Source organism: Dactylosporangium sp. NPDC051484, assembly GCF_040689395.1.
Lineage (GTDB): Bacteria > Actinomycetota > Actinomycetes > Mycobacteriales > Micromonosporaceae > Dactylosporangium.
On the sequence record NZ_JBFAZX010000044.1, the window covers coordinates 1 to 16,312 of the forward strand.

Consider the following 16,312-nt stretch of genomic DNA (forward strand, 5'->3'; position numbering starts at 1 on the left):
GGCAGACCCCGGTACTGCGGCACCGGTTCTCCTGGACCCGCATGTCCATGGCCGGCGTGCTGGCGTACCGGCCCGACCGCAGCCGAGCCAAGCTGGTGTTCCAGACCAAGCCGGGCAGCTACAACACCGAAAGCCTCATCGGGTTCCTCACCGAGCTGCGCCGGCACCTGCGCGGACCGGTCACCCTGATCTGGGACGGGCTGTCGGCGCACCGGTCCAAGGACATGAAGCAGTGGCTGGCCACCCAACAACACTGGCTGGTGGTGGAACAACTGCCCGGCTACGCCCACGACCTCAACCCCATCGAACTGGTCTGGGGCAACCTCAAAGCCACCGAACTGGCCAACCTCTGCCCCGAACACATCAGCGAAGCCGACACCGCCGCACGTAACGGCCTGCACCGCATCGGCAGCAGCTACGTGAGGTGCCCCGGAACGCGGTTCCCCTCGTAACGTGGAGGCCAGGACTTGAGGGATAGAGGTTCATGGCTGAGACGAGACGCCGGTTCGATCCGGAGTTCCGCGCGGGCGCGGTCCGGATCGTGCGGGAGACCGGTAAGTCGATCGCGCAGGTAGCGCGTGATCTGGGGATCAATAGCGGCACCCTCGCCAACTGGGTGCAGCAGGATCGTGCGGCTCGTGGCGAGGCGGCCGCTGGGGAGTTGGCTGAGGACGAGCGGGCCGAGCTGGCGCGGTTGCGGCGGGAGAACGCTGAGCTGGCGATGGAGCGTGATGTCCTCAAGCGATCTGTGGTCCTGCGGGTCAAGGAAGCGACGGGCCGGTGAGCGTGGCCGCCTTCATCGCTTCCCAGAGGACCGAGCACGATGTGCCGCACGCGGTGGCCTGCCGGGCCCTGGGGGTGTCCGAGTCGTGGTTCTACAAGTGGCGGGACCGTCCGCCGACAGCCCGCCAGGACCGTAGGGCCAGGCTGGCGGACGCGGTCCGGCGTGTCTTTGAGGCCTCGGGCGGTACCTACGGCAGCCCGCGCATCGGTGACGAGCTGCGTGAGCAGGGCTGGCGGGTGTCGGACAACACGATCGCCCAGCTCATGGCCGAGCTGGGCCTCGTCGCCAGAGTGCGACGACGCCGGCGTGGGCTGACCCGGCAGGGCAAGCGGCCAGCCGCCCCGGACCTGGTCAAGCGGAAGTTCACCGCGCCCGCGCCGGACGTGGCCTGGTGCGGTGACATGACCGAGATCGTCACCGGCGAGGGCAAGCTCTACCTCGCTACCGTCATCGACCTGTACTCCCGGCGGATCCTCGGCTACGCCATGGGCGCCCACCACGACGCCGCGCTGGTCGTCGCCGCGTTGAACATGGCCGCGGTCACCCGCGGCGGTGACGTCGCCGGAGTGATCTTCCACAGCGACCGCGGTAGCGAATACACCTCGGCCGACTTCGCCCGGGCGTGCGCCCGCTGGAAGGTGCGCCAGTCGATGGGCCGGGTCGGGTCGTGCTTCGACAACGCCGTGGCCGAGGCCACCTTCTCCACCATCAAGGTCGAGTACGTCCACCGTCACCAGTTCCGCACCCGCGCCGAGGCCCGGCTGAAGATCGCCACCTGGATCACCGACTTCTACAACCACCGACGACGCCACTCCGTCTGCGACGGACGCTCACCGATCGACTACGAACGATCAACCATCCGCGTCCTGGAGGACCAGGCCGCATAACCGAGTCCTCCACGATTCCAGGGGATTGACAGAACCTCCGGACACGTCCCCAAGTAGGGTGACGGTGAGTCCGGAAGGAACGGTACGTGCCAACCTCGATCCGTCAGAGGGCTTTGATCCCCGCTCGTTCGTTTCGGCTTGACCGTTTTGTCCCTCATGGTGGTAGTCGAGGGTGCCGCGTGTCGCTGCGGGTGCGCCGGGGGACTGTAAAAGTTATCTTGACACTCCCGCTGCCGCCCGCCCAATCACGATGCATTTTGGAGCTAGTGCCGTGTCAGGCCACGTTTGCCCTCTCGACGATACGGCGGAGGCGTGGGTTGTCGGTGTTGCGGTTTCGCCAGGCGATGTAGCGGCGGATCATGCTGGCTTGCTCGGCGTGGCTGCTGTGATCGGTGCCGTCGAGGGTGAAGTACCGCAGCGCGGTGAACTGTGCCTCGATGCGGTTCAACCACGAGGAATTCGTTGGGGTGTAAGCGATCTCGACGTTGTTGGCCGCTGCCCAGTCCCCGACGGAGGTGTCCGCCCGGGTGCTCAGGTGTGGACTGTAGTTGTCACGGACGATCGCGATCCGCACGTTCGGCGGTACAGCGAGCGCAGGTAACGGCAGAACTCCAGGAACTGGGCACGCTTCTTGCGTTTTCTTGACATGCCCGTACATGACGTTGCGGCCCAGGTCCAGGGCGGCGAACAGGTGGCGCACGCCGTGCGGGCGGGTGTAGGTGGCCCGCCGGCGCGGCCTCGGGTCACGGTCCGGGTCCTTGCGCCGGCCGCCTCGTTCGGCCCACTGCCGGCCGGGGTGCGGTTGCAGGTTCAGCGGCCCGAACTCGTCCATGCTCAACACCACGCTGGGCTCGCCGGGCTCGGGAACGACCTCGCCGTCGGCGATGGCGTACAGGTGCTCGACCCGGGCCTGCTTCGCCGCGTACTCCGGATCCCGGGAGCGCTTCCAGGTCTTTATCCGTTGAAAGGACACCCCTTCGGCGCGCAGGATCTCCCGCAGCCCCTCGATGCTGATGTCGTCAACCACCCCCTCAGCGACCAGGAGGTCGGCCAGCTTGGCCAGACTCCAGGTCGAGAACGGCAGGCCATGCTCGACCGGCCTGGACTTGGCGATCTTCTTCATCTCCCGCCGCTGCGGCAGGGTGAACGTCGGCGGCCTGCCCCCGCGGTAACGGGGGTAGAGCGAGTCGAACCCGTCGGCGTTGAAGTTGTGGATGACGTCACGGACCCGGTCGGGACTGGTGAAGGTCACCTCGGCGATCCCGGCCGGGTCCATGCCCTGCGCCGAGAGCAGAACCATCTGCGCCCGCCGCCAGGTCACCACAGACCCCGAACTACGCCGCACGATCCGCAGCAACCGTCGACCCTCGTCGTCATCGATCTGTCGAACCCGCACCCATTCCGCCACAGTCCACAGCCTGAAACGACAACCCCGGCCACAGTGGGACCCGGACCGGGGTGTCGCTCACAACGAGGCCAACGTGGCCGGACGCGGCACTAGCTCGAGCGACCCGGGCGAGCGACTCTGGGCGCAGGGAGTCGCTCGGGCGACGCGGGTCAGGGTGTCGTGGCGAGGGTGATGCGACTGTCCGCGCCCGGGAACTTCACCTTCATCAGCTCACTGCCCGCGGTCGCGGCCAGCGTGACCGACTCACCCGGCTCGATCCACACTCCGGTGAGCGAGCCGAACAGGCGCTCGCCGTGACGGAACTCGCCGACGGTGGTGAAGAGCAGCGTCGGTCGCACGTCATCGGCCGGGCCCTCGAAGGTTGCATCGTCGATCCACGAGAGGAACTCGATCTCGACCTCGTTCTCGGTGAAGCTGCCGAGCCGGCGCGACCGGATCGGCCTCTCGGCGTCGTCCCATCCAAAGGCACCCGGCGACATTACGACCGGCTGCTTGTAGCGTGGCCGCTGAGGCTTGAAGGGGCGCTGGAACACGTGCTCCCAGATGGCGTTGAGGGGGTCCTTGTTGAACGGCTTGCCCTCGGCGTCGACCGAGCGATAGATCCCGTCGGTGAACTTGCCCGTGGCCGCCAGCTCGGCCACCGCCCGATCGCTGTCGCTCTTGGTGATGAAGTGGTCACCCCACTGGGCGATCAGGATGATCGCGTCTTCGCACCGCTGCGGACCGTAGTAGGCATTGGCCGGGAAGTAGCCGACCTCTCCCTGCTCCAGGGTCTCGACACCGAGATCCATCTTTCCGCTAACCGCGAAACGGAGCTGCTCGAAGTCATGGCGGTGGCGGATCGAGGTGTAGGCGAGGTCTCCCTTGCTGAAGCGCTCGATGCGCACGTCATAGGACACGCGGTCGCCGCCCTCGGCGGCCCGAATGACCTTGCGGTAGATGTCACCTCCGCGAGTGTTCGGAACGATCAGCTCCCACGGAGCCTGGTCTGTCTCGACAATCTGCATGGTGCCTGGCCCTTCTTCCTCAGGTGGAACGTGGATTTCGATGCGTTCAGGCGGGGATGAGGGGGCGATTGAGGTCGCCGCGGAACTGGGCCTGCGCACTCGGCGGCGTCAGCACCGCGTCCACTTCGAGTCCGACCTCGGCCGAGATCCGGTCCAGCGCCAGAAGGTCGAAGCCGTAGATATCGGCCGCGTTGCCGTGGAGCATGCGCCGGGCCTCCGCCTCCGGCACGCCCTCGGCGCCGAACGTGGCCTGCAGGTAGTTGAGCGTGCCGTGACGCCAGGCACCCTCGCTGTGCGGGAAGTCCATGCCGATCATCATCTTGTCGACGCCGATGGACGCGCGTGCGGCCACCTCCGCTCGCGAGAAGATGGAGGAGCCGAGGTAGCACTGGCGGTTCCAGTACTCGCTCGGCGGCTGCGGGATGACGTCGCGGATGTCGCGCCTGAGGTCGCTGCGGTGGTAGGCGTGGTCCATCCGCAGGAGGGCACCGCGGACCCAGTCCGAGTGCGTCTCGGTGAACACGACCTTCAGGGCGGGGTACCGCTCGAGCACCCCACCGAAGATGAGGGTGGGCAGCAGGTTGCGAGCGCCGGTGAAGATGTCGGCACCGACCATCGCCCGCCCGGACGTCAGGGTGGGCGCGTCGATGTAGGTCGGGACGCGGTTCGCGATCGCGACGTGGATGTTCGCGACGAGGCCGAGCTCCTCCATGGCGGCCCAGATCGGGTCGTACTCCGCCTGGTAGAGGCGCTCGGTGTCGGGGACGGCGGGGACGGCGATGCCGCCACAACCGAGCTGCCGGGCAGCGTGGATCTCCCGAACCGCGGCGTCGACGTCATGGAAGCTGATGGCCGCCATGCCGATCCAACGCTCAGGGGCGGCCGACCGAAAGTCGGCCACCCAGCGGTTGTAGGCGCGGTAGCCGGCACTCATCTGCTCGACGCTGGCGTCGGCGAGGTTGTTCGTCGCGGCGCGCGTGGGCGAGCTCATCAGGAACGGGGTCGCGAAGTCCTGGAAGAGCACCTCGGCGGTGATGCCCTCACGGCCCAGCTCCGAGATACGACGCTCCGGACTCCAGATCGCGTCCAGGCGACCCGGGTCGGCGACGTCACGCTTCCAGCTCTCGGCCACGTCGGGATCGAGACGATCCGTGATGCTGGTGGAGTCGACAGTGCCGACGCCATGCTTCTCATACTCACCGAGGAAGTCGTCGAAATCCTGACGGAACTCCGGGTCCAGGTACGGGCGGTAGTCGCGCATCCGCGCGGCCACGTGACCATCGCTCGAGATCACGGTCATTCTGCTCACCGACATCATCTCCAAGATCTAGCAGTTGGGAGCGGCGAGTGCCCGATACTGAGGCGCCCCACTCCCGCACTGCCTGAACACTCGATCTCCGTGAGGTTATTCACCTTCCCCACTAGAGTCAACGGCGATGTTGACAAACTTTGGAGGGACTGCATGGATGACATGGTGGCGACGACGAACCTCGACGATCCCGAGCTCGGCACCCTGCGCCGCCTCGAGACCGAGGCCCTGACAATCGGGTACTTCGCGGTCGGCCGGGGCCCGCTCGTCGTACTCCTGCACGGCTTCCCGTACGACGTGCGCGCCTATGCCGAGGTCGCGCACCTCCTCGCCGACGCCAGCTGCCGGGTCGTGGTGCCCTTCCTACGCGGGTACGGCCCGACCCGCTATGCCGACGCCCGGACCGTCCGCTCCGCGGAGCAGGCGGCGCTGGCCTCGGACGTGCTCGATCTCGTCGATGCCTCGGGCGCCGACACCGCGGTCGTGGCGGGTTTCGACTGGGGAGCGCGTGCGGCGTGCGCGTTCGCCGCCCTGTGGCCCGACCGCTGCGCGGGCGTGGTGTCGGTCGGCGGGAACCAGATCCACGACCTGGCCCGGGCGGCGCACCCGGTCGCTCCGCGGGCCGAGGCGGCGCTCTGGTACCAGTACTACTTCCTCACCGAGCGCGGGCGCAGGGGCCTGGCCCGCCACCGCAGAGAGCTGACCCGCCAGCTCTGGAGCGACTGGTCCCCCACCTGGCGCTTCACCGACGCGGAGTTCGCCCGGACGGCAGCGTCGTTCGACAACCCCGACTGGGTGGACACCGTCGTCCACAGCTACCGCTACCGCCACGGGGTCGCCGCCGGCGATCCGCGCTACGCGGCGCTCGCCCAGAGGCTCGCGCGCACGCCGGCGATCCGCGTGCCGGCGCTCGACGTCGTCGGGGCCGCCGGCACCGCCGCACCGGTGGGGCGCGGAGCCGATCTCGGCGCGGACTCCTCGACTCGGGTGATCGCGGGCGCCGGCCACAACCTTCCCCAGGAGAGGCCTCGCGAGTTCGCGCGGGCCGTGCTCGAGCTCGTCCGTCGAGTCCACGCCCGCTGACCTACGAAGGGTCCGCCCGCGGGAGCTGGCGGACCCTTCGGGACAGCAGCAGGCAGAGCGTCTACCTCGGCGCGGACGCGGTGCCGGACGACGTACCGCCCGGACCGGCGGAGGCCTCCGCGGCAGCATCGCCATAAAGGTGGCACGCCACCGCCACCTGGCCGACCGTCAGGGCACGCGGATCGGTGTCCCTGCAGACGTCCATCGCGTGGGCGCACCGGGTATGGAACCTGCATCCCGAGGGGAGGTTGGCCGGACTGGGCGGATCGCCGCGCAGGACGATCCGCTCCCGACGACGCTGGGCCGGATTCGGCACCGGCACAGCCGACAGCAAGGCCTGCGAGTACGGGTGCTGCGGACTGCTGATGACCTTGTCCCCGGGCCCCAGCTCGACGATGCGGCCGAGGTACATCACCGCGACGCGGTGACTGATGTGCGACACCAGCGCCAGGTCGTGCGAGATGAAGAGGTAGGCGACGCCAAGTTCGGCTTGGAGGTCCTCCAGCAGTCGGAGCACCTGCGCCTGGGTCGACACGTCCAGTGCGCTGAGCGGCTCGTCCGCGACGATGAGCTTGGGGTTCACCGCGAGGGCGCGAGCCAGTGCCAACCGCTGCAGCTGACCGCCCGACAGCTCGTGCGGATAGCGCTCCGCATAGCTGGTGGGCAGCTGCACCTGACCGAGCAGGTCGTGCACCCGGCTCACGATCGCACGGTGATCGAGGTCGGTGTGCACCTTGAGCGGCTCGGCGATGGCCTGACCGACCGACGCGCGCGGGTCGAAGGAGGAGTACGGATCCTGGAAGACCATCTGCGACTGGTTGCGGAGAGGACGCCAGCGCGAGGGGCTGAGCCTGCTGACGTCCCGCCCGCTGAGGAGGACCCTTCCGGAGGTGGGCGCTCCGAGGCCGACGGCCAGCCGGCCAAGGGTGGACTTGCCTGATCCGGACTCTCCTACGAGACCGACCGTCTCACCTGGGGCGATCTGAAGGGAGGCGCTGTCGACCGCGTGGATCGAACCGATCCTCCGCCCGAGCAGAGGACTTCGCACGGGGAAGACCTTGCTGACAGCGTCGAACTCCAGTGCCGGCACCTGCTCCTGCTTCATCCGACTGCCTCACGCTCGTTGTCCCAGGCGCGGATGCACCGTGCGGCCGCGTCACCGCGGGACTGCAGCTGGATCGGCTCGTTCGCACACTCTGCCATGGCCACGTCGCACCGCGGGTGGAACCGACAGCCCGCCGGCATGGCGTGCAGCGGTGGCACCTGGCCCGTGATGGGGTCGAAGTCCTGCTTGGCCGCACCCATCCGCGGCACCGACCTCAGGAGCCCACGCGTGTACGGATGCACCGGGTCGGCGAAGATCCTGCGGGTGTCGGCCTGTTCGACGATCTGCCCGGCGTACATGACGACCGCCCGGTCGCAGAACTCGGCGACGACACCGAGGTCGTGGGTGACCAGAAGCACCGACAGCCCCATCTCCTTGCGCAGGTCACGAAGCATGTCGAGGATCTGGGCCTGGACGGTGACGTCGATCGCCGTCGTCGGCTCGTCCGCGATGAGCAGCTTCGGCGAGCAGGACAGCGCCATGGCGATCATCGCCCGCTGCCGCATCCCGCCGGAGAACTCGTGCGGGTAGGCCTTGGCGCGACGGGCAGGGTCGGGAATGCCCACTCGCTCGAGAAGGTCGATGGCTCGCTTCTCTGCGACGTGTTTGCTGACGTCCTCGTGAAGCCGAATCGCCTCCGCGATCTGCCTGCCGACGGTGTAGGCCGGGTTGAGAGCGAGCATCGGGTCCTGGAAGATCATGCCGATCTCGCGTCCGCGAACCCCCCGCACCTCGTCGAAGGACATGCGGAGGATGTCGCGCCCCTCGAGCGCGATCTCGCCCCCAACGATGCGGTAGGGCGGGCTCGGCAGGAGCCGCATGACCGCCATCGAGGTGAGGGTCTTGCCCGCGCCGGACTCGCCGACGAGACCCACTGCCTCGCCGGGCTTGATGGAGAAGCTGACGTTGTCGAGCGCAGGGATCCAGTCATCGCCGCTCTGCACCTCGATGCTGAGGCCCCGCACCTCGAGGAGATTGTCCGAGGAGTGCTCCGAGGCAGCCCGAGGCCCCCGCTTCCGCAGGTGCTTCGCCTGGGTCAGGCCCATCCGCGTCTTTCGACCGTAGAGGCTGGACCGGTCGACCCCCAGCGCGTCGCGGAGGCCGTCGCCGACCAGGTTGAAGGCGAGGACGGTGACGGCGATCGCCATGCCGGGAACGAGCATGTTCCAGAAGCTCGACGACACGGTGGTGAACGCGTCGTTCAGCATGGCCCCCCAGGCAGCACTGCCGACGGGATATCCCACACCGATGATCGCGAGGGCGGCCTCGATGAAGATGGCCGCACCCATGATGATCGTCGCCTGGACGATGATCGGCGAGAGCACGTTCGGAAGGATGCGCCGCAGCACTATCCAGCGCTCCCGCGTGCCGGCCACGAGCGAGGCCTCGACGAAGGACTCCTGTCGGACCGCGAGCGTCGAGCTCCGCACCAGCCGGGCGATGGTCGGCACGAACCCGAAGGCGATGGCGAGCAGGACCCACTGCAGGCTCTGGTTGCTGACCTGCGCGACGGCCAGGATGAGGACGATGGCCGGGATGCTCTGGATGGCGTCGGTCAACCGCATGATGATCGTGTCGACCCATCCACCGCGGTAGCCCGCCACCAGCCCCACCGGGATGCCCATCGCCAGCGTCATCGCTGAGACCTGGATGGCGTCACGGAGCGCGAATCGCGCACCCGCGAAGATGCGTGTCGCGTTGTCGCGCCCGAGGTTGTCGGTGCCGAGCAGGTGATCCCACGACGGCCCGGTGAAGGGCCCGGTGCCGCCGGCGTTGAGCTGCTCGGTCTGCCATTGCGTGAGGAGGCGCGCGAAGACGGCGACAAGGACGAGCAGGACGAGGTAGATCAGCGCAACCACGGCGAACCGATCGCGCATGAACTTCTTGCGCACGCTCTTGCGTGCGGGCGAGGACGGCGTCGTCGCGGCGGCACCGGCCGCGGGAGCGATCTTCGATCGCATCGAGGCAAGGCGCTTGTTCATGCGGGCCTCACCTTCGGGTTGAGGAATCCATACGCGATGTCCGTGAGGAGGTTGACCGTGACCGTGAAGAGGAGGAAGACCATGACGACTCCTTGCAGCATCGGGACATCGTTGCTTCGTACCGAGGTGACAATGAGGCGTCCCATGCCGTCGATGCCGAACAGGGACTCGACGATGACCACGCCACCGAGCAGCTGGGTCATCGCGAGCGCGAACACGGTCAGCGGCGCGGAGGTCGCGTTGCGAAGCGCGTGGCGGAAGATGACCCGCGGCAGGGACGCGCCCTTCGCCCACGCAGTCCGGATGTAGGGCGAGCCCATCACGTCCGACAGACCGGCACGCATCTGGCGGGCGATCATGGCGGACGGGCCCAGCGCGAGCGCGAATCCCGGAATGATAAGGTGTTTGAACCAGCCCCAGAGTCCGCCGTCGGCCACCGTCTCGTATCCTACCGCTGGGAGGACCCCGAGACCGACGGCGAGCCAGGACACGAGGAGCATGGCCAGCCAGAAGCTCGGTACCGCGAGCCCGATCATGGCGCCGATGGCGGAGGTCCGATCGACGATCGTCCCTGGCCACACTCCCCCGATGATGCCGACGGGAATCCCTATCAGCAGCGCGAAGAGGGCGGCGATGAGCGTCACGGACAACGTCCGCGGGAACACGGTCGCGATGTGTTCTCGCACCGAGATGCCTCGCAGGGTGGTTCCGCCGCCCTCGGCATCCACGGGTTCGAGACTCACGAACGAGCGGCCGAAGTCCAGTTGCACCGCCCGTTCGACCCACTCGACGTACCGCGTGGTCACGGGCTTGTCCAGGCCGAGGATCTCCTTGGCCTTGATCATGGCTTCGACGGACGGGTTGTCCCCGGCGCGGACGCCGGCGGCCTTGTCCATGCCGATGCCGAGGGAGAGCGCAAAGACCGCCGCCGTGACGATGAAGATCGTCGGAATGAGCGCAGCCAGTCGCCGGGCAATCAGATTGAGCATCAGGGTCTACCTCCACGCCTCGCGTCGACTGTGACGCAGCTCATCAGCTATGTCAACGTTGACGTTGACGGCGAAGTGTGCTCGCGGGCGTTGGGATCCAGGAATGGGTGGCCCGGCACGGCGTCCTCCGCGGTGCCGGGCCACCCACTCCGGCCTGTCATGGGGCCGCGCCCCGGCGCGCTCCGTCGGTCACGATGGACCGCGCCGGGGCGCGTGGACGAGCCGCTTCTGCGGCGGCTCGTCCACGGCGTTCAGTTCTTGATCGACAGCTTCTCGTACTGGATGGAGTCCACGGCCAACCGGCCGAGGGTCTCCTCGCTGACCCCGTCGACGCGCTTCTTGTCCCACCCGGCGAGGGTCGGGCGACCGCTCAGCGGGAGGAGCGCCCCGGTCTCCGCGAGATACCGGCTCGCCTCGGCCCACGCCGCCGGCGCGGCCGGGTCGTTCGGCGAGATCGCCTGCAGCTTGTCGATCATCGCGAGGATCTTGGGATCGTTGTAGTTGCAGATGTTGCGGATCGTGTTCAGCGTGAAGTTGATCGACAGGCGCTGGGACGGCTCGCGCGACAGGACGCTGAGCGAGGCATCGTACTTCGTCTTGTGCTCCGAGGCCGGCACGTAGTGGTCCGTGACGATGTCGCCGACGGAGACCTCGAGGTCGATCCCGATCTTGGCCCACTGGTCCTTGAGGACCAGCGACAGCGGCTGGCCGGCGGGGTCGATCGGGGTCAGGATGAGCTTGAGCTTCTGCCCCTCCTTCACGCCGCCCTCGGCCAGCAGCTGCTTCGCCTTCTCGGGGTTGTAGGCGAAGTCGTCGTCGATCGACTGGTCGTAGTACGGGCTGCCTGGACGCCAGATCTGGATGGCCCGGAGGTCCTTGCTGCCGTAGATCGCCTCGGCGAGAGCCGGGCGGTCGGTGCCGTAGACGAGCGCCTGGCGCAGCTTCAGGTTGTTCATCGCGTACCCGGGCGCTTTGCACGAGTCGAAGTAAGCGAAGTTCTCGCTCGGGTAGGTGAGCGTGCCGAAGCGCGAGTCGCCGGAGAGCGTCTTGAAGCTGCTCGGGTCGAGGCCGCCGAAGGCGGAGCCGGCACCGATGTCGACCGTGTGCGCCCGCAGCGCGTTCAGCATGGCGTTGCCCTCGTCGACGCTGATGAAGGTCAGGCCGTCGAGCTTGACGTTGGCCGCATCGAAGAAGGTGTCGGCCTTGACCATCTCGATCTTCGAGCCCGGCACGAAGCTCTTCAGCTTGAAGGCCCCGCTGCCCACCGGCTTGGTGTTCTGGTCGGCGGTCGCCTGGGACGGGACGATGTAGGACTCGCGGCCCGACAGCATGTCGTAGATGAAGCCGACGGCAGGGCTCTTGAAGTGCATCACGAACGAGGTCGGGCTGGTGACCTCGACGTTGTCGAGCTGGGCGATCCCGGGGTTGAGGCCGCCGGCTTTCCCGGCGACCATGTTCTTCGCCATGCTCTCGAAGGTCGCCTTGGCGTCCTCGGCTGTGAGGTCGCTGCCGTCGGAGAACTTGAGCCCCGGGCGGAGCTCGACCGCGATCGTCTTGTTGTCGACCTCGGCGACCTTGGTCGCCAGGTAGGGCGTATAGCTATGCGACGACGCCACGTACCGCATCAGCGGCGAGTAGAGCGCGGACAGCACGTAGATCTCGCCGGTGCTCGAGCTGAGGCGCGGGTCGAGGTTCAGAGTCGCGCGCTGGTTGAGGGCGAACCCGATGCGCAGGGTGTTGTCTCTGGAGCTGTTGCTACCGGAGCCACCGCCGCAGGCGGCGAGCGTGAGCACGGTTGCGAGTGCCAAAGCAGCACAAACGGCACCCCGAGCACGCTTCCGCAGGATCTGGGGAGTTGTCATCTTTCCTGAGCCTCCAGGTTGCGGCCGCGGCACGTGCTCGGCCGATGAACGAGGACTGTAATCGCGGGTCACATCGCTTTGCAACACTCATGTTGAACAAATTTTTGCCGTTTCGGGCTGCCCGTGAGAGCACGTGAAGGCCCCTGCGACACGACGGAAACTGAACCCGTCCGGGCGCCGGGACCGGGGATGACGGCATGCCTGGGCACGACACTCTCGACGTGTCGTACCCAGGCATGATGAGAGGTCCGCGGTCGCCTCGGGGCGGCCGACCACGGACGTGGGAACCCGGCTCGGTCAAGCTGCCCTGCGACCGAGCCAGGTCGTTCGGATGGTGTCGAGCGCGCTCAGGTGGGTGTCGACGTCAGCCTTACGGACGATCTCGCCCCCGACGAGCTGGACGGGGTAGGTCGACGTCCGGATGTTCAGGTGCGTGGCGCCCAGCCGGGCCCACCTCTCGACGTCCTCGACGAGCTCCTCCGGCTGGCGTGCGGCGAGGTAGATGGTCCCGGTCAACGACGGGGCGTCGCGCCGGCCAAGCTCGTCGACACGCTCCCAGTACCGGCGCACTCGATCGCCGGCCTTGGAGACGTCGCTGGTGATGAACCAACCGTCCGCCGTCCGCGCCGCGCGCTCGAGTGCGGGCTCCGAGTCTCCGCCGGTGATGATCGGGATCGGGCGCTGGACCGGCAACGGACAGATGCCGGCGGCGGTCACCGCGTCGAAGTCGCCGCGGTAGGTCACCGACTCCTCAGTCCACAGCCGCCGCAAGAGCTCGATCTGCTGGTCCATCCGCTTGCCGCGTTGCTTGAAGCTGGCGCCGAGCGCCTCGAACTCGGCGTCGTTCCAGCCGACTCCGACCCCGAGCCGGACCCGGCCCTTGCTCAGCACGTCAGCGATCGCCATCTGTTTGGCGATGAGCACGGTCTGTCGCTGCGGGGCCACCATGATGCCGCTCGTAAGCGTGATCCGCTCGGTGACGCCGGCCAGGAAGCCCATCGCGACACACGGCTCCAGGAAGGGCGTCCGATGGTCGTAGAGCGGCTTTCCCGTCTGCAGCGTGTTCGGGTTCAGGGGCTCCCAGTCCGGTCGCTCTTGCACATTGATCCCGACGACATGCTCCGGAAGGTAGATCTCGTCGAACCCGATCTCCTCGAGCCCCCGAGCCCAGGCCGCGAGAACGGCGGGCTCGGTCCCGAGATCCATCGTCGGATAGGTCGTACCGAAACTAAGAGACATCTCTCCCCACCTAGTAGTACTTTGTTACGTTGTCGTATGGGCGTTTGCAGGTTTGCCCTGCGCCGGCCATGACGGTGAGCAGTTGTTGCAGCTCACGGAGCACGGCGTAGAGGGTCAGGCCGGCGCATCGGCTTTTTGGGTCGAGGCGTAGCAGGATGCAGAACGCTTGGGCGAGCACGGCGAGGGTGACGTGGCGGTGCCAGCCGACGAAGCTGCGGCCTTCGAAGTGGTCGATCCCGAGGCCGGTCTTGAGTTCGCGGTAGTCGTGTTCGACCCGCCAGCGGAGCTTCGCGAGGCGGACCAGGGTCTTCAGTGAGGTGCGGGTGTCGAGGTTGGACAGCCAGTACTTGACCGGCTCGGCGGCGCCGGGTGGCCATTCGGCGATCAGCCATACCTCGGGCAGGGTGCCGTCCGGGCTCCGGGGGATGTCGCGGTTGGCCGGTTGGACCCACAGGCGCAGGAAGTGTGAGCGCATCGCCGCGGTCGGGTTACTGCTGGTGCGTCGGCTGCCACGGCGCCAGGTCACCCGCCGTGCGCCGGCCTGACCGGCGGCCAGGACGAGGTCCTTGAACGTGGCCGGCGGGTCGGGGTAGGCGGGCTTGGGCGGGCGGCCTCGGCCGGTGTAGGGCGGGGTGACCGGCGCCGCGTCGCCGGGATGGGCGGTGGCATCCGGGTCGACCTGGACCGCGTAGCGCAGGCCACGTTCGGCCAGCCCGAGCCGGAACACGGTGCAGTCGCCGTAGCCGGAGTCCGCAGCCACCGGCAGCTCCGGCAGTCCCCACCTGTTGATCATCTCGTCGAGCATGTCCAACGCCAGGCGCCACTTCTCCCGGTGCCGCACGCCCTCGTCGATGCCGGCCGCGGTCCCGCTTCTGCCGGACCGCGGCCGCCCGGTCCGGGTCGCTGATCGTGGTGTCGTCCCAGGACGCCAGGCAGAACAGCCGCCAGTCCGCGGCCACCGACGCGGTGTCGGTCGCCAACTGGACACTCACCCCGATCTGGCAGTTGCCGGTCTTGCCCAGGGTGCCGGAGTACTGCCGGGCCACACACGGCGACGCGGTGCCGTCCTTCGGGAACCCCGAATCCTCGATCACGTACGCCGCTGGGTCCGTCGTCTGCGCCGCCCAACGGACCACGTTCGGGCAGCACCGGCTGGGGCCGGTCCAGAGCCTGGATCTGGCTTTTCTCATCGACGCAGAACACGACCGCGTTCTCCGGCAGGTTGTGATAGAGGCCCACCACGTCGACGACCTTGGTCCACGAACAGGGGATCCGTGGACAGCTTGAACCCGTCGCTTAGGTGCGGCTTGAGCTCGAGGTCCTTCCAGATCCGCCCGATCGTCAAATTTACGGCGCGGACACTAGGTGTGCGCTCAGACCGTCGCCGACCGCTGGATCCGCTTCTTGTCGCGGACCCAGGTCGGGACGACGATTGCGGGGCCGCCGGCAGCAGCATGAACGTGCGGAATGTCCTCGAAGGCCGGCTCTGCGGGCGCCGGCTGGAACTTCGGGTCGATGTCGTACAGCGCCCTGCCGTTGTCGTTGACGATCTTCTGGGCCAGCGAGTCCCTGACGTCCTGGCGCTCAAGAATGGTCTGGTGGGCGCCGAGCTCCGTGCCGAGGTCGTTGTGGCCGAAGTCGGTGCCCACGATCAGGGACTGCTCACCGAGAGCGTTGGCCAGGTACGGGACATCCTCGTCGGTCTCGACGGCGACGAACACGTTCATCCGCTCGATGTCCTCGGGGTGCACCGGCTTGGCGTCGAGGAACGGGGTGACACCGATGCTCATGTCGCGTCGGGCGTGCTGGTGCATCACGGGAAGAGTGAAGGTCGCTCCGCCCTCGATGAACCCCCAGCGCAGGCGGGGGAACCGCTCCGGGATGTCGGAGGACAGAACCGCGTGGAACGCGTACATGAGGTTCACCAGCTGGCCCATCAGCGCCGGCGGGTGCGGCGTGAAGTTGCCGATGGGCGTCGCCGGACCCTTGCGGATCGTGGCGCCGTTGTGCACGACGATGGCGAGGTTGAGGTCCTGGGCCTTCTCGTAGAGCGGGAAAAAGTACGGGTCGCACAGGTAGTAGCCGTGCTCGATGCCGCGGAGGTGGATCCCGGCCGCGCCGTGGTTCGCCGCGTACTCCAACTCCTGGAGCGCGCGGTCCATCAGTCGGAGTGGCGGCCGGACGACCCACTTGAGCCGGTCGGTGTAGCCGCTCAGGCTCTCTCCGACCCATCGGTTGTAGCTGCGCGTCAGCGCGGCCTCCTCGAGGGGGTTGTCCAACTCGGCGCCGATGAAGAACGTCGAGAAGATGACCTGGACGTCGATGCCAAGCGCGTCGAGCGCCTCGACGCGCGCCGCCGGGTCAGTGAGGTCGAGCATGCCCGCGTCGTACATGTTCACGTGCGGCGACATGGCCCCGTGCGCAGGCGTGTAACGGGCCCACGTGTCACCAGCGGTCCACAGCTGCGAGGGCGTCCGCGGCAGGGCCGTGTTGTTCGCCCGCGCGCCGAGTCGGATGACCGATCCCGCCTCGAACGTCAGGACCTGAGGCCGGAAATGCTCTTCCTTCGGGTCGAGGTAGTCCCAGGTTGCTGGAACCTCGAGCGCATGCGAGTCGACGTCGATGAAGCCCATCGGAGTTGCTCCTCACTTGGCGAT

Annotated in this window: 14 protein-coding genes and 2 pseudogenes; 4 read left to right on the forward strand and 12 right to left on the reverse strand. The window is 67.7% G+C overall.

Going from position 1 to position 16,312, the window contains the following annotated elements; all coding sequences use genetic code 11:
* The 3 genes from AB0367_RS35990 to AB0367_RS36000 all read left to right on the forward strand — a co-directional run.
* The coding region (locus AB0367_RS35990) for a transposase (protein ID WP_366230992.1) at positions 1-452 on the forward strand (452 nt) is incomplete at its 5' end.
* Positions 453-484: 32 nt separating this feature from the next.
* The gene (locus AB0367_RS35995) at positions 485-784 is read left to right on the forward strand and encodes a transposase (RefSeq protein WP_366230993.1); all 300 of its coding nucleotides are present in this window, start codon (positions 485-487) and stop codon (positions 782-784) included.
* Complete coding sequence (locus tag AB0367_RS36000; RefSeq protein ID WP_366230994.1) at positions 781-1,671, forward strand: IS3 family transposase; 891 nt, start codon at positions 781-783, stop codon at positions 1,669-1,671. Before AB0367_RS35995 ends, AB0367_RS36000 begins: the two co-directional genes overlap by 4 nt.
* A gap of 274 nt (positions 1,672-1,945) precedes the next feature.
* Here the strand turns inward: AB0367_RS36000 and AB0367_RS36005 are convergent, their stop codons facing one another.
* The 3 genes from AB0367_RS36005 to AB0367_RS36015 all read right to left on the reverse strand — a co-directional run bounded on the left by AB0367_RS36005 (position 1,946) and on the right by AB0367_RS36015 (position 5,386).
* Entirely contained in the window at positions 1,946-3,016 is a 1,071-nt protein-coding gene (locus tag AB0367_RS36005; protein WP_366230995.1) for an IS630 family transposase, read from the reverse strand.
* Positions 3,017-3,228: 212 nt separating this feature from the next.
* Complete coding sequence (locus AB0367_RS36010) at positions 3,229-4,185, reverse strand: hypothetical protein (RefSeq protein WP_366230996.1); 957 nt, start codon at positions 4,183-4,185, stop codon at positions 3,229-3,231.
* Positions 4,133-5,386 (reverse strand): amidohydrolase family protein, encoded by a 1,254-nt coding sequence (locus AB0367_RS36015; protein ID WP_366230997.1) that lies wholly within the window; start codon positions 5,384-5,386, stop codon positions 4,133-4,135. Before AB0367_RS36015 ends, AB0367_RS36010 begins: the two co-directional genes overlap by 53 nt.
* Before the next feature lie 162 nt (positions 5,387-5,548).
* Between AB0367_RS36015 and AB0367_RS36020 the strand changes: the two genes are divergently transcribed.
* Positions 5,549-6,478, forward strand: coding sequence for an alpha/beta hydrolase (locus tag AB0367_RS36020; protein WP_366230998.1), 930 nt, complete (start codon positions 5,549-5,551; stop codon positions 6,476-6,478).
* Between the two features lie 61 nt (positions 6,479-6,539).
* On the opposite strand, the gene AB0367_RS36025 is transcribed toward AB0367_RS36020, so the two are convergent.
* From AB0367_RS36025 to AB0367_RS36065, 9 genes and pseudogenes are all read right to left on the reverse strand, one after another.
* Positions 6,540-7,583, reverse strand: a complete 1,044-nt coding sequence (locus tag AB0367_RS36025) for an ABC transporter ATP-binding protein (RefSeq protein WP_366230999.1) — start codon at positions 7,581-7,583, stop codon at positions 6,540-6,542.
* Positions 7,580-9,565 (reverse strand): dipeptide/oligopeptide/nickel ABC transporter permease/ATP-binding protein, encoded by a 1,986-nt coding sequence (locus AB0367_RS36030; protein ID WP_366231000.1) that lies wholly within the window; start codon positions 9,563-9,565, stop codon positions 7,580-7,582. Before AB0367_RS36030 ends, AB0367_RS36025 begins: the two co-directional genes overlap by 4 nt.
* Entirely contained in the window at positions 9,562-10,554 is a 993-nt protein-coding gene (locus tag AB0367_RS36035; protein ID WP_366231001.1) for an ABC transporter permease, read from the reverse strand. Before AB0367_RS36035 ends, AB0367_RS36030 begins: the two co-directional genes overlap by 4 nt.
* 251 nt (positions 10,555-10,805) lie before the next feature.
* Positions 10,806-12,362, reverse strand: a complete 1,557-nt coding sequence (locus tag AB0367_RS36040; RefSeq protein ID WP_366231002.1) for an ABC transporter substrate-binding protein — start codon at positions 12,360-12,362, stop codon at positions 10,806-10,808.
* A 351-nt stretch (positions 12,363-12,713) separates the two neighbouring features.
* On the reverse strand, positions 12,714-13,655 hold the full coding sequence (locus AB0367_RS36045) for an LLM class F420-dependent oxidoreductase (protein WP_366231003.1): 942 nt from the start codon (positions 13,653-13,655) through the stop codon (positions 12,714-12,716).
* A 10-nt stretch (positions 13,656-13,665) separates the two neighbouring features.
* The gene (locus tag AB0367_RS36050) at positions 13,666-14,643 is read right to left on the reverse strand and encodes a transposase (protein ID WP_366231004.1); all 978 of its coding nucleotides are present in this window, start codon (positions 14,641-14,643) and stop codon (positions 13,666-13,668) included.
* A gap of 1 nt (position 14,644) precedes the next feature.
* Positions 14,645-14,749, reverse strand: a pseudogene (locus tag AB0367_RS36055) (transposase); the annotation flags it as partial.
* Positions 14,750-14,795: 46 nt separating this feature from the next.
* Positions 14,796-14,997 (reverse strand): annotated as a pseudogene (locus tag AB0367_RS36060) (IS630 family transposase); the annotation flags it as partial.
* 31 nt (positions 14,998-15,028) lie between these two features.
* Positions 15,029-16,288, reverse strand: coding sequence for an amidohydrolase family protein (locus tag AB0367_RS36065; protein ID WP_366231005.1), 1,260 nt, complete (start codon positions 16,286-16,288; stop codon positions 15,029-15,031).
* Positions 16,289-16,312 lie beyond the last annotated feature (24 nt).

What these genes read in the sequence shown, in the direction of transcription:
- AB0367_RS35995 (WP_366230993.1), top strand. Translation starts at nt 485, where the DNA reads ATGGCTGAGACGAGACGCCGGTTCGATCCGGAGTTCCGCGCGGGCGCG.
- AB0367_RS36015 (WP_366230997.1), bottom strand. Translation starts at nt 5,386, where the DNA reads ATGACCGTGATCTCGAGCGATGGTCACGTGGCCGCGCGGATGCGCGAC.
- AB0367_RS36020 (WP_366230998.1), top strand. Translation starts at nt 5,549, where the DNA reads ATGGATGACATGGTGGCGACGACGAACCTCGACGATCCCGAGCTCGGC.
- AB0367_RS36025 (WP_366230999.1), bottom strand. Translation starts at nt 7,583, where the DNA reads ATGAAGCAGGAGCAGGTGCCGGCACTGGAGTTCGACGCTGTCAGCAAG.
- AB0367_RS36030 (WP_366231000.1), bottom strand. Translation starts at nt 9,565, where the DNA reads ATGAACAAGCGCCTTGCCTCGATGCGATCGAAGATCGCTCCCGCGGCC.
- AB0367_RS36035 (WP_366231001.1), bottom strand. Translation starts at nt 10,554, where the DNA reads ATGCTCAATCTGATTGCCCGGCGACTGGCTGCGCTCATTCCGACGATC.
- AB0367_RS36045 (WP_366231003.1), bottom strand. Translation starts at nt 13,655, where the DNA reads ATGTCTCTTAGTTTCGGTACGACCTATCCGACGATGGATCTCGGGACC.
- AB0367_RS36065 (WP_366231005.1), bottom strand. Translation starts at nt 16,288, where the DNA reads ATGGGCTTCATCGACGTCGACTCGCATGCGCTCGAGGTTCCAGCAACC.